A 13,090-nucleotide genomic window follows, 5' to 3' on the forward strand; every position below is an offset into this window, starting at 1 on the left:
TAGCTCAGTTGGTAGAGCAGTGGACTTTTAATCCATTGGTCGATGGTTCAAGTCCATCATGGCCCACCATTCATTATTAAAACAAGCCGGCAGGTTAATGCAATCAATATTGAATGGGCCATTAGCTCAGTTGGTAGAGCAGTGGACTTTTAATCCATTGGTCGATGGTTCAAGTCCATCATGGCCCACCATTCTAAAATCATCATATAATATCAAAGTCTTATAACTCTATTACTTATTTCATATTCAAATACTGTCATTTAAGCTTCATTTTTCGTATAATTCGCCACAATTTTAAATAGTATTATTTTCACTTTAATGAAACCGTCATTACAAATTTTTTACAGTGAATCTAAGTGGTCGAGAAAATGAATTTAGCTGAACAATTTATGCCAGAGGGATATATCTTTCCTCCAAAGCCAGCCCCTTTATCTGAAACCGAAAAATCAGACTACAAAACAAAAATTAAACAATTATTAGTTGAAAAAAATGCCGTATTAGTTGCGCATTATTATACTGATCCTGAAATACAAGCACTCGCGGAAGAGACTGGCGGTTGTGTTGCTGATTCACTTGAAATGGCCCGTTTTGGAAAAACTCATCCAGCTACAACTATTGTGGTAGCGGGCGTTCGCTTTATGGGTGAAACATCAAAAATTCTCACCCCAGAAAAAACAGTTGTAATGCCAACACTTGCTGCAACGTGTTCATTAGATGTAGGTTGTCCTATAGATGAGTTTTCAGCATTTTGTGATAAACATCCAGAGCGTAAGGTAGTTGTATACGCAAATACTTCTACAGCAGTTAAAGCCCGTGCTGATTGGATCGTAACGTCGTCGTGTGCCCTTGAAATTGTTGAGCATTTAGATGAACAAGGTGAAAAAATAATTTGGGGGCCTGATAAACATTTAGGTTCATACATTCAAAAAAATACTGGTGCCGACATGATCATGTGGGATGGTGCTTGTATTGTGCATGATGAATTTAAAACTAAAGCACTTAAGGATATGAAAGCACTTTATCCAGAAGCGGCTGTTTTGGTGCACCCAGAATCGCCAGCCGAAATTGTTGAGTTAGCAGATGCTGTAGGGTCAACCAGCCAGTTAATTAAAGCCGCGCAAACAATGAATAATAAAATGTTTATTGTAGCAACAGACCGAGGCATTTTTTATAAAATGCAGCAGTTATGCCCTGATAAAGAATTTTTTGCGGCTCCAACCGCTGGTGAAGGTGCAACGTGTAAAAGTTGTGCTAATTGCCCGTGGATGGCAATGAATGGCTTAAAAGCGATTGAAGAAGCTTTAATTGACCCAGCAGATAAAGAAGTATTTGTAGATATGACTTTAAGAGAAGGCGCATTAAAGTCACTTAATCGCATGTTAGACTTTTCAGCAAGTTTAAAAAAATAATAGAGTTTTAATATAAAAACTTTTATCACCATAGAGACACATCAAAAGTAATTTATTTGAATGAGTTACTTTGTCTCTGTGGTAAATGTTTTAATCGTTAGCCATTTAACTTTAGTTCGAAAAACATCGCGACTTCAAAGCCTAATAAAGTCAAACAAAGTCCAATAAACTCAAAAAAACCTGCATTAAGTTTGAATTCAAATATACAATCAATTTAATATTAAGCTTCAAATTTAAAAAGTGCTTAATATCTACCCATTTAAATAAAATACATGTATTTTTTCTTGCGAAAGAGAGCAATATTCCCTACTATGCGTATCGCTTAACCTGTTAAGCAGAATAAATTTGCGGTGTGGTGCCCGAGAGGCCGCCAAGGTTTATTAACACGCCAAGCGTGTTCATCGGCTAACACTGAAGTGAGTTTGAGCACTGAAAATTCAAATAAATATTGCGGTGAGATGTCCGAGTGGCCGAAGGAGCACGCCTGGAAAGCGTGTATACGGAAACGTATCGTGGGTTCGACTCCCACTCTCACCGCCACTTCCTTTTCTATATTGTGTTATATACCCCTTTTAAATATATTTACCTTATTAATTCCAATGTCCTAAACGAATTGTCACCTTTTAACGTTTTTTCATCATTTACAGCAATCAAACACTTATGCAGCACTGGCGCATATAAATACTTTATTGAACCCCCTGTGGTACATTACTTTTTAGATTTTTCACTTTTGTGGTGATATCGCATGGCTAAAAAGATAAGACCTTTAATACACACTGAAGTCAAGCAGGCTAAGGCTCAAGAGAAAAAATATACTTGCAGAAGGTGACGGGTTGTAGCTCAGAATTAAATCTTCAAGAGCTAAAACTTGGGTATTAAAATACTCAAAAGCATTTATAAAAGCACGTGAAAATTTCGCTCTAGGTGTTTCCTATAGAACCTCATTGAAACAAACGAGAAATAGAAGTTGATGTTTGTTGAAGTGGATGAAGACTAAGGGCTAATATTTAGGCTCGATTAAAACAAGATATAGACCCAAAAACTCACCGAGATGAAAACATAACATTTTTAGTTGAATGTTTATCCTATTAAAATTAACGCTATTATTTTACTAACCCGATGATATCGATTAGATTATAGAAACAATCGTTGGGTCATTATATTTTTCGGGAGATATAAATATTTGTCTAGCGCGTTTTTTATCATTTGCATACGGAGCAACTCACACATGTTAAAACATGTTAAAAACTTATCAATATTGCCTTCGATATTTATCACTTTATTACTATCATTACAGGCAATTTCAGCTGAGCAACCTGATAGCAAACTGATAAGCTATGAAGATATTTTCAATTTAGAATATGCCGCATCGCCGCAAGTCAGTCCTGATGGTAAATATGTTATATATGAACGCCGTGCTATGGATATTATGACAGATGGCAGCAGAGTCAATTTGTGGCAAGTTAATGTAGATGGTACGGCACATGAACCTGTGTTATCGGGTAAAGCGAATTATCGTATGCCACGCTTTTCACCTGATGGTAAACGTTTAGCTTATCTCTCTTCTCTTGAAGGTGATAATCAACTATATATCCTATGGCTTGCGTCAGGTAAAACATCTAGAGTTACCAATTTACAAAATTCGCCAAGTGATATCTCTTGGTCTCCAGATGGAAAGTCGATAGCTTTTTCAATGTTTAAGCCAGGTAAAGCAACTCACATTTTTAAAGAAATGCCTAAAAAACCAAAAGGTGCTAAATGGGCTGGTAAAGCAAAGTATATAGATCAAATGTCTTATCGCAGCAACGGTGGTGGTTATACTAAAGCCGGCTTTACTCATATTTATGTAGTACCTGCTCTTGGCGGTACTGCCAGACAAGTGACATCAGGTGATTTTCATCATGGAGGGGTGATTAATTGGTCAAAAGACAGTAAAAACCTAATTATTGATGGTGACCGTCATAATGATTGGCAAGATCGACCACTTGAATCTGACATTTATCAAGTTAATGTTAACTCTGGAAAAATTAATCCACTGGTGAAACGAGAAGGGCCAGATAGAAACCCTCGCATCAGTCCTAATGGTAAAAAAATTGCGTACTTGCGTTTTGAAGATAAAAAGCTCTCTAGTCAAAATTCAAATCTATACGTCATGGACAGCAATGGCAAAAATGCCAAAAATCTCACGCCCACTTTAGATCGTAATGTTAGTAATGTTCATTGGGCTAAAAATGGGAAAGGCTTATATTTTTCTTATGACGATCATGGTCAAAGTTATGTGGCTTATGTTGACTTAAAAGGTAAATTAAAAAATAAGTTAGTTAAAATTGGAGGACAATCACTTGGTCGCCCTTATACGTCAGGTGATTTTACTGTTGCAGACAGTCGTGCATTAATTTACACCGTGGCAAACAACCAACGTCCCGCAGATTTAGCGGTAATGAATAAAAAGGGCAAGGTGATTCAATTAACGCAGTTAAATGAAGATTTATTTGCCCACAAAACCTTAGCTTCTGTTAAAGCCATGACGGTAAAGTCGCGTATTGATAGTCGTGATATTGAAGCTTGGATTGCTCTGCCTCCTGGATTTGATGCAACCAAAAAATACCCGATGATTTTAGAGATACATGGTGGACCACACGCCGCATATGGACCTAACTATAGTACTGAAATTCAACTCATGGCTGCCAAAGGGTATGTTGTTGTTTGGGCTAACCCCAGAGGAAGTACGTCATACGGGGCGGATTTTGCTAATTTAATTCATCATAATTATCCTTCGCAAGATTATAACGACTTAATGGATGTGGTTGATGGCGTTATTGCCAAAGGTTATGTCGATGAAGCACAATTATTTGTTACTGGGGGCTCAGGAGGAGGCACATTAACGGCGTGGATTATTGGTCAAACTAATCGCTTTAAAGCCGCTGTAGTGGCAAAGCCTGTTATCAACTGGATGAGTTTTAGTTTAACTGCAGATGGTTATGCTTATTTTACTAAATATTGGATGCCCGGCATGCCTTGGGAACATGTTGACCATTTATGGAAGCATTCACCATTGTCATTAGTAGGGAATGTTACAACACCAACCATGTTAGTAACAGGTGAAGTGGATTACCGTACGCCAATGAGTGAAACAGAGCAATATTATCAAGCACTAAAATTACAAAATGTAGATACTGCTATGGTGCGTATTCCTAAAGCGCATCATGGTATTGCTGCTAAACCAAGCAATTTAATTCAAAAAATCGGTAATATTTTGGCATGGTTTGAAAAGTATAAAACACACGAAATAAAGCGCTGATCATTATATCGCTTTAACATTTAAATAAAAATCATCAAACCTTGTATTGTTTGGTGATTTTTAATTTTAAACTCAAGTGCTTAATCTAATTTAATTCCAATAAATCTAACTCAGTTTGCCTGTGATTGCTCAATCAAGTACCTTGCCCGTATGGATGCTTGGGTTTAGCTCCAGCTCTATCAATTTGTGCTCTTAAAAATCAGGCCTCATTATATTTTCTCTCTTAGTTAATAAAATTGAGATAACAATTTTGTGACTATAAAAATGAACACTTTTTAAAGGTTGCGGGTGAAAAAAATGTAAGTCATGTAATGTATTGATTGTATGTTCCTATTTTGTAATTATGTATCTAACTTAAAAGGGAGATAGATGTGAGCAAGGAACAACAAGCAAGGTTTCACTTTATTGAAGTGTTCGCTAAATGGCTGGGGCGTGTAAATGCCAGCCATATAATGGCATATTTTGATTTATCTCGTCAGGCTGCAAGCCGTACTATTACACAGTACATGGCAAAGTATCCTGAGAATCTTATTTATAATGAGTCGCTTAAAGGTTTTTTGCCAACCTCACAGTTTTCTGCCAAAACATCAGTGGGTGCTTTTAGTGAGTATCAACAAATAACAAGAGTTAATCAATCAAAATACCTTGCATCGATTGAACATATTGAATTGCCAAATCGCGAGCCTGAGCCTAAGCTAGTTCAGCCAATATTACGTGCAATTAATGAAAAATTAGCAATTGATATTGGTTATTTGTCATTAAGTAACCCTCATTATTTAGACCGAATTATAGAGCCTCACAGTTTAGTTTTTGATGGTTTACGCTACCATGTTCGTGCATTTTGTCACAAAAATAATGATTATCGAGACTTCGTATTATCTCGCTTTAATGGCGAGCTTAATGATGAGTTTAAAGCAACACATGGTGCGCAAGATGACAGGTTGTGGCACACCCAGCTTGAAGTGGTGATCATGGCTGACTCGCGTTTAAGTCCAGCTCAAAAACGCGTAATAGAACTCGATTATCAAATGAAAAATGGTACATCGACCATCAAAACCACTGCGGCACTGGTGCAATACACCTTGAAACGATTACACCTCGATGCATATCAAACCCAAGCGGAAGCACAACAAATTATTTTAACCCCTGAATGTTTACGGGCAATATCACCTTATTTACCCAAACCTGCATGAACGACCTGAGTGATAGCGTTACATGTTGATAATTACAGCATTGTTAATGAGTTAGGCAAGATGTTTAATGGATGAACATAATGTTTGAGGGAGCAAAAAATGGAAAATTTAAAGCCGTCAGATTTGAAATCAATTTTGCATTCGAAACGTGCGAATATGTATTATTTAGAATACTGCCGGGTAATGCAAAAAGATGGCAGGGTACTTTATTTAACCGAAGCCATCTCAAATAAGTCAAATCAAGAGAACCAATATTTTAATATTCCGATAGCCAATACAACGGTATTGTTACTTGGTAATGGCACTTCTATTACCCAAGCTGCAATGCGTATGTTGGCACAAGCTGGCGTATTAGTAGGCTTTAGTGGTGGTGGAGGTACACCATTATATATGGCCAATGATGTTGAGCAACCTATTGAGTGGATGACTCCTCAAAGTGAGTACAGACCAACAGAGTATTTTCAAGGTTGGATGAAATTTTGGTTTGATGATGAAAAACGCCTAAATGCTGCCAAACGATTTCAACAAGCACGCATTAACTACCTCAATAAAGTATGGAGTAAAGATCGAGATTTAAAAAATGAAGGTTTTACGGTTAATGATGCGGGAATAGAAACAGCTTTAGCACGCTTTAATGACCGCATGCTAACAGCTAATAAATCATCTGATTTGTTATTGACCGAAGCACAACTGACAAAAGCACTTTATAAGTTCGCCGCCAATACCACTAAAACAGAAAATTTCACAAGGCAGCATCAAAGTACTGACAAAGCCAATGACTTTTTAAATCACGGTAACTACTTAGCGTATGGTTTAGCAGCAACAACATTATGGGTTTTAGGTATTCCCCACGGTTTTGCAGTAATGCACGGGAAGACCAGAAGAGGGGCTTTAGTATTTGATATTGCAGACTTAATAAAAGATGCCATTGTATTGCCATGGGCTTTTGTGTGTGCCAAAGAAAAAGCGACTGAGCAAGAGTTTCGCCAGCAAATACTGCAAGCCTTTACTGATCATAAGGCACTCGATTTTATGTTTGATACAGTTAAAAGTATCGCGTTAGCCCAAACACCCGTAGGTGAGCCTTTAGGCTTACAACAAGTCGACAATTCTGGGCTTAAAGAGGGTAAAAAGCCATGATGGTCACCTTCATATCTCAGTGCGAAAAAAATGCGTTAAAGAAAACCCGCAGAGTACTCGATGCTTTTGCGAACCGCATTGGTAACAATACCTGGCAAACTTTGATCACCGAAGACGGCTTGCAAACGGTTAAAAAAATGTTGCGCCAAACTGCGAGCAAAAGCACTGCAGTGAGTTGCCACTGGATACGTTCACGGTCAAGGAGCCAATTTTTATGGGTGGTGGGGAATAAGTTGAAGTTTAATGGTGAGGGTGTGGTGCCAGTGAATAGCACGCAAGTCATTGATATAAAAATGGATGAAAATAAAATGATGAATAAAAAGGCTTATGCAAATACAAATAAACAACCACTAGATCAGCATTTGTTTGCTGTAGGATATGTTGCATCAGAACTGATGAAGAGGATCACCAATAGTGATGATACAAAAAAATTGGCGCACGTCGCATTTGTTGCTGGGTGTTTACATGACATCGGTAAGTTAGATCCAGAGTTTCAACAGTGGCTTAATGGTCTCTTAAATAAAAACAAACACCTTAATGAGGAGTGTGATGGCTTACATATTGATAAAGGTAAGTTCTCATTCGAAACTCATGCTAGTCACAATGAAATATCGCTATTGATGTATCATTTAATGAATAATGAAAATGATAATAAAATTAACAAACAAAATAAAAACATCATAAAACACGCCATATATTGGCACCATGCTAAACGCTTTAGAAAAGAAGAGTTAAAAAATTTAGCCTATATCTTTAAAAAAACACAAAAAAGTTTAGCTAATATAAAGTTTAATGACTTCTATGACGTATCTATGCATTTAGTGCAATCAGTTAACCAATTAAGCAAAAATTACGGCGCCAATTTTCAAATTGATGGATTGTTAAAGAAACTCGATAAAGAAAAGCTAGAAGATATAGCAGAGCCAAACCTCCCTGCATATAAGAAGTATTCTGAGATCAATGAGGATGTTAAAGATTTTAGCCAAGAAGTCATTTTTAATGCTAAAAATAACCTTATTAGAACTGCTGTTATCAGCGCGGATCGACTTGTTTCACAACTAAGTAGCGAGCAACTTAATCAACATATAGAACAACAAACCTTAATTACCCTTTCAGATAAGGCTTTGCTAAACGATAGGGGTTTAGTAACACAAATAAAGGAATGTATTGCGGGTTTTGAAAAAGTCTACCCAAACAGCGAGCGTAATCAATTGCAAAGTAAAGCGGCAATTGAACTTGCTATTTGTGATGATGAAAGCCACGTTAAAGTATTAAACGGCCCCGCTGGCTGTGGCAAAACAAAAATTGCCTTAGAGTGGGCACTTAATACGCATGCTAAGAAAATCATTTGGATTTGCCCACGTGTACAAGTTTGCCAAGGCTTATTTAATGATTTAACTAGCCAAGAGTATTTACCTAATGCACAAATAGAGATCAATACAGGAGAGTTAAAATATATAAATAGAGAAGATAATGAAACACCTGAAGGGAAAGCTTTTTCGGGTGATATTGTTTTAACAACGATTGATCAAATAATAAATGCAATTACCACTCATCGTCATGTTACCAACCTTGTTGACTTTATGAATGCACACATTGTTTTTGATGAGTTTCATGAATATATCAATATGCCAGCTTTTAACTTGTTATTTGCTGAATTGATCCAAGCAAAAAAATGGCAAGAAGAAAAGGCCAGTACCTTATTGGTTTCAGCAACACCAAATTATTTCTTTATCGAAAAGTTCTTAGTTATTGACGACATTGTTGATATGCCAAGTTTTAATCAGAGTAAATACCAAATAGAATTTAACACCTTTGATGAAACCATTGTTGATGATACAAACCCACTATATCATCAGCAAAAACAATCAGACGCTAATAACGTAACCTTTGTTATCAGTAATACAGCTACAGCTGCACAAGTTAGTTTTATTCAACATCAGCAAGATGAAAATGCCATATTGTTTCATTCAAAGTTTAAAAAGTCTGACAAATTGAAACTTTTTAACAAGGTTTTTGATAGCTTTAAAAATGGCGGTAGTAGAAAGTTTTCTCTGCTACGTAGTGGCCCAGTTGTACAAGCATCGTTAAATATAAGTTGTGACCATATGGTTTCTGAATTTACCCATGCTGAAAATTGGTTACAGCGATTAGGCCGTTTAGACAGGTTTGGTGTAAATGAAGATGTTAATACGTATATCATAGCAATACCTGAATCTATCCAGTTAGGCAAAGGTAATGGCGGTTGTGCACGATTTTTAGGAAGCTTATTTAGTTTCCAATCAGCAAAGGCTTGGTATGAATTTTTAAAAGAGATTAATGCGACAACTAAGGTTGTCACTATCGCGGAAATTTACCAATGGTATAGCGATTTTTACAATACATCAAAAGGGCAGAGGGCAGTAGAGGAGGACCTTTTAACAGTACTTAAAAAGAGTGCGCAACTCATTAATGCCAAGGTGCACGATCCAATGTCACCCCCTAAGAGAAAAGTAAGCAATAAAAAGCTCACCATGAAAAAAAGCTCACTTCGCGGTGACAGTCGTTTTGTAAATATGGCCATTTGTGACCTAACTGTTTCAGAAACCCCTGTCATATTAGATAAATATGTTATTGCAAACGATGAACAAGGCGGCTTGACCGAGTCTTTAGATACCATACGTAACACAGGCCTAATTGATTATATAGCACAAAAAGATAGCCGCATTAATGAAAATACCTTGCTCAAAGGTATTCCAGCCAAACAAATGAATAAAAGAAAAGTGCTGTTAGAAGGTGCCGCCACCAGCCCTGAAAATGCCATTTATTTAAGTTATATCAGCGAAGATCTAAATAAAATTGGTGAAAGTGAACCACATGATGAAGCTATTTATTACGCCGTATGTGATAAACAAGCCATAGGCAAGATATCGAAAAATCAAATAATAAATAAGTTAATGTTTAATAAATAAAAAGGAAATTAAAATGGAAAAAGTAACAGGTATTAAAAGTGTTGATTTCAAAATTGTTGCATTAGGTCATGGAGTGGTGAACTGGAATGGACCAACATCGTTAAAAGGGGATCACCCACTTAACCCTTATGAAAATCATACTATGCCTAAATTACGAGGTTACACAAATAGTGTTGCAAATGAATTTGAAGAGGGGACAACTAAGAAAGGTCATGATTTTAAAGTTAATAAGCTAAAAGAGGCGACAGATATCGATTTTGATAAAACCCCACTTTATATCAGTCAAAACTGTATTCGCCACCATTTGTTTAAAACGCAAGCGTTTGATTTACATTATGTGAAAAAAAGTAATGTAGATAAGGTGTTGGCATCAGTCACTGGTTTGATCCGTGGCTATGTCATTCCTGCTACGCAAAACAAACGTACCAGCCCGTTGTTGATTGAAGATTTTGTTGATCAACTCGGTAATGGTAATTTTGAACAAATGGGGCGTTCTGGGTCAAAAGAAAAAGAGTTAAATAAAAAAGGTGAAGAAAGCAGTAATTCATTTTTCTCTAAAACCACCTTTGGTGATACCAAATATGAGTCTTATGGCTCTATCAGTATTGAACAGCTTCAATTTATTTCTCTCGATAAAAAGTTTGATCGTGAAGCTATGGAAATTAAGGAAGGGCAGGGAGAGGATGTAGCGCAACAAATTCAAGCTTTCATTCAGTCATTAAATAGCGACTTATCACCTAAAGCAACGTTTTATACCAACTATGTCCGTAGTGGTACTATTTTTGAAGAAGGCGAAAACGGTATTCTATTAAATGATGATGCTATTCAGGCGTTAGTTGAATACACCTTAACATTTATTTCTGAGCTATCTATTCGTCAAGCCAAGTCATATATGTATGTTGACAGCGTACTGGTAGACTACAACGACAGTAGCAAAATGATGCGTATTAAACGTGATGAAAGCAGTATTGCTGAACAACCTGAGTCAGATTATGCTAACTATTTTTTTGCAAAATAGGAGTTCGTAATGAAAATTAGTATTGAATACGAGTCTTCGTGGCGAAATTCCTTTTTAGAGGGCAGTAATGGTGAGCCTTTGCCTAAAACTGGACGAAAGTTTATTGGTTCGATGACAAGTTTAAAGAAACCTGAAAACTTTATTAAAAGAGATGTGACTCTTGATACCGTTATGGGTTTGTTAAATCGTTTAATTGGCGATCAAAGAAAATTATATCAAGCCAGAACTGAGCAAAATTATTATTTTGAAGATATCGAGCCTCAAGTAACCTTTCAAGATCAGCCCAAATTTGTGAATAATGAAATGACTTATATCCGAAATATTACGGGTAGTACAGATCAAAATGCGTTCTCTGGGGTAATTAAAGTCAATGATCCTATGTTGACATCTGATTTTTCAAAACAACTTTGGGGTGTATTAGGACTGTCTTTAGATGAAGTTTGCTGTTTTATTAAAAATGAAAGCTATAGTGTAAATACGGATATATCTCTATCTCCTACAGAGTTAGTTGAGCTGGCAGATACCTTAGATAAAAAAGCTAAACCTGTTGAAAATTTAGGTGTTTATGAAGAAGTAGTGCACCTTTTGAATAATTATTTTTCAGAGTTGATAACAGAGAAACTATCTAGCCCATATGTTGAAAAGTCTGGAAAGATAAAGCCTGTCAGGTTTTATGCCGCTGCTTTATATATTCAACTTGAGCGGTTAAATAGAAAGTTTGATATGAGCAAAGCGAAAACTAAATCAGGTAAAGTCGCAGGTTTTTCTAAAAGAGGGTTTAATGGTAAACGAGATTTTATGAAAAACTTTGTTACGGGAGGAGAAAAGAAAATTTGGGGGAATCCATATATTCATGAAGAGTTTGTCAAAGGTGAAGGTAAAACTAAGCATTTAATGACCAAAACCAGTGGTACGTTAGAAGTTGTTATTAATGTTAGTCGTGAAAAAGCAAAACAGATAAAACAGATGATTGATGATGCAGGTGTTTCATCTTTTTACTTAGGTAAAAAAGGTTTGGCTTATGTTACTAATATCAGCACCAAGGAGGTAAGGTAATGGACTATTATTTTGATATCAAAATAGTGCCTACTACTGAATTACGTGAAAACGTACTTTTAAATAAAGTTTATGCACAACTTCATAAAGCACTTGGGCGATTAACAAGTGATGCTATTGGAGTGAGTTTTCCTGATTACAACTTGCTACTAGGTAAAACATTACGTCTCCATGGCAATGAAGCGATGCTTAACGATTTACAGGGTTTAAACTGGTTAGGAGAGTTATCGACGAACTGCAAAATATCAGCAATTAAGCCAGTACCAAATAATGTAATGTATCGAACGGTTTCTCGTAAGCAAAGTAATATGACCCAGTCAAAGTTAAATCGTTTGATTAAACGTGGTTCGATTTCACCTGATGAAGTAAAAGCTTATAAAGCAAAAATGTTTACCAAGGGGCTAGATAACCCGTATTTGGAATTAACCAGTGATTGCAACGGTCACTTTCATCGACGTTACTTTCAATTTGGTGACTTGCTTGAAAAGCCTGTAGCAGGGCAGTTCGACTTGTTTGGCTTAAGTAAACAAGCAACCGTACCTTGGTTTTAATATTATTTGTTAACTTTTTTAAACCCGTTGAATGTAACGGGTTTATTTTTAGGAGAAACGAAGGTTTACCCTAAAAAATTGCTCTTTAAAAATTTAGTTAAATATTAATGAGTTACAAGGTAGCTAATAATTTAGGTAAAAAAGCCTAAAATGCGTTAGCTGCTTGTTGTAACTTATTTTTTTGCTGATAAGCTATTGTTCACTGCCGTACAGGCAGCTTAGAAATTTTTCTCCAGCATCACCTTTTAAATGCACTAGTTCACTGCCGTACAGGCAGCTTAGAAATTTGGTTTTTGCCATTGAGTTCTCTGTTTTAAGTTCACTGCCGTACAGGCAGCTTAGAAAGTTCGTTACAAAGCTCATTGAATTTTGCACTTGTTCACTGCCGTACAGGCAGCTTAGAAATGTAACGTGCTTAATTTTACAGCAATAGCTTGGTTCACTGCCGTACAGGCAGCTTAGAAATCCAAA

General features: G+C 36.4%; 8 protein-coding genes, 2 tRNA genes and 1 CRISPR repeat array. All 10 genes read left to right on the plus strand.

What is annotated here, in order from left to right; translation table 11 throughout:
- Window positions 1-115: 115 nt before the first annotated feature.
- The 10 genes from BM088_RS24705 (at window position 116) to cas6f (ending at window position 12,619) form a co-directional block, all read left to right on the plus strand.
- A tRNA-Lys gene (locus tag BM088_RS24705) sits at window positions 116-191 on the plus strand.
- A 177-nt stretch (window positions 192-368) separates the two neighbouring features.
- Entirely contained in the window at window positions 369-1,409 is a 1,041-nt protein-coding gene (gene nadA / locus BM088_RS24710) for a quinolinate synthase NadA (RefSeq protein ID WP_091991222.1), read from the plus strand.
- A gap of 452 nt (window positions 1,410-1,861) precedes the next feature.
- Window positions 1,862-1,949, plus strand: a tRNA-Ser gene (locus BM088_RS24715).
- Window positions 1,950-2,637: 688 nt separating this feature from the next.
- Entirely contained in the window at window positions 2,638-4,710 is a 2,073-nt protein-coding gene (locus tag BM088_RS24720; protein ID WP_091991225.1) for an alpha/beta hydrolase family protein, read from the plus strand.
- A gap of 371 nt (window positions 4,711-5,081) precedes the next feature.
- Window positions 5,082-5,903, plus strand: coding sequence for a BrxR family helix-turn-helix transcriptional regulator (locus BM088_RS24725; RefSeq protein WP_091991228.1), 822 nt, complete (start codon window positions 5,082-5,084; stop codon window positions 5,901-5,903).
- 99 nt (window positions 5,904-6,002) lie between these two features.
- Complete coding sequence (gene cas1f, locus BM088_RS24730; RefSeq protein WP_091991229.1) at window positions 6,003-7,043, plus strand: type I-F CRISPR-associated endonuclease Cas1f; 1,041 nt, start codon at window positions 6,003-6,005, stop codon at window positions 7,041-7,043.
- The gene (locus BM088_RS24735) at window positions 7,040-9,994 is read left to right on the plus strand and encodes a CRISPR-associated helicase/endonuclease Cas3 (RefSeq protein WP_091991232.1); all 2,955 of its coding nucleotides are present in this window, start codon (window positions 7,040-7,042) and stop codon (window positions 9,992-9,994) included. The genes cas1f and BM088_RS24735 overlap by 4 nt, the downstream gene beginning before the upstream one ends.
- A gap of 13 nt (window positions 9,995-10,007) precedes the next feature.
- Complete coding sequence (cas7fv, locus tag BM088_RS24740) at window positions 10,008-11,012, plus strand: type I-Fv CRISPR-associated protein Cas7fv (protein ID WP_091991234.1); 1,005 nt, start codon at window positions 10,008-10,010, stop codon at window positions 11,010-11,012.
- Between the two features lie 9 nt (window positions 11,013-11,021).
- Window positions 11,022-12,068, plus strand: coding sequence for a type I-Fv CRISPR-associated protein Cas5fv (cas5fv, locus tag BM088_RS24745; protein WP_091991237.1), 1,047 nt, complete (start codon window positions 11,022-11,024; stop codon window positions 12,066-12,068).
- Window positions 12,068-12,619, plus strand: coding sequence for a type I-F CRISPR-associated endoribonuclease Cas6/Csy4 (gene cas6f, locus BM088_RS24750; protein WP_091991239.1), 552 nt, complete (start codon window positions 12,068-12,070; stop codon window positions 12,617-12,619). The genes cas5fv and cas6f overlap by 1 nt, the downstream gene beginning before the upstream one ends.
- A 197-nt stretch (window positions 12,620-12,816) precedes the next feature.
- Window positions 12,817-13,084: a CRISPR direct-repeat array (repeat unit 28 nt; unit sequence GTTCACTGCCGTACAGGCAGCTTAGAAA).
- Window positions 13,085-13,090 lie beyond the last annotated feature (6 nt).

Origin of the sequence: Pseudoalteromonas denitrificans DSM 6059, assembly GCF_900112265.1 — a bacterium.
In the GTDB taxonomy this organism is placed as follows: domain Bacteria; phylum Pseudomonadota; class Gammaproteobacteria; order Enterobacterales; family Alteromonadaceae; genus Pseudoalteromonas; species Pseudoalteromonas denitrificans.

What these genes read in the sequence shown, in the direction of transcription:
- cas1f (WP_091991229.1), top strand. Translation starts at nt 6,003, where the DNA reads ATGGAAAATTTAAAGCCGTCAGATTTGAAATCAATTTTGCATTCGAAA.
- cas7fv (WP_091991234.1), top strand. Translation starts at nt 10,008, where the DNA reads ATGGAAAAAGTAACAGGTATTAAAAGTGTTGATTTCAAAATTGTTGCA.
- cas6f (WP_091991239.1), top strand. Translation starts at nt 12,068, where the DNA reads ATGGACTATTATTTTGATATCAAAATAGTGCCTACTACTGAATTACGT.
- BM088_RS24720 (WP_091991225.1), top strand. Translation starts at nt 2,638, where the DNA reads ATGTTAAAACATGTTAAAAACTTATCAATATTGCCTTCGATATTTATC.
- cas5fv (WP_091991237.1), top strand. Translation starts at nt 11,022, where the DNA reads ATGAAAATTAGTATTGAATACGAGTCTTCGTGGCGAAATTCCTTTTTA.
- nadA (WP_091991222.1), top strand. Translation starts at nt 369, where the DNA reads ATGAATTTAGCTGAACAATTTATGCCAGAGGGATATATCTTTCCTCCA.
- BM088_RS24735 (WP_091991232.1), top strand. Translation starts at nt 7,040, where the DNA reads ATGATGGTCACCTTCATATCTCAGTGCGAAAAAAATGCGTTAAAGAAA.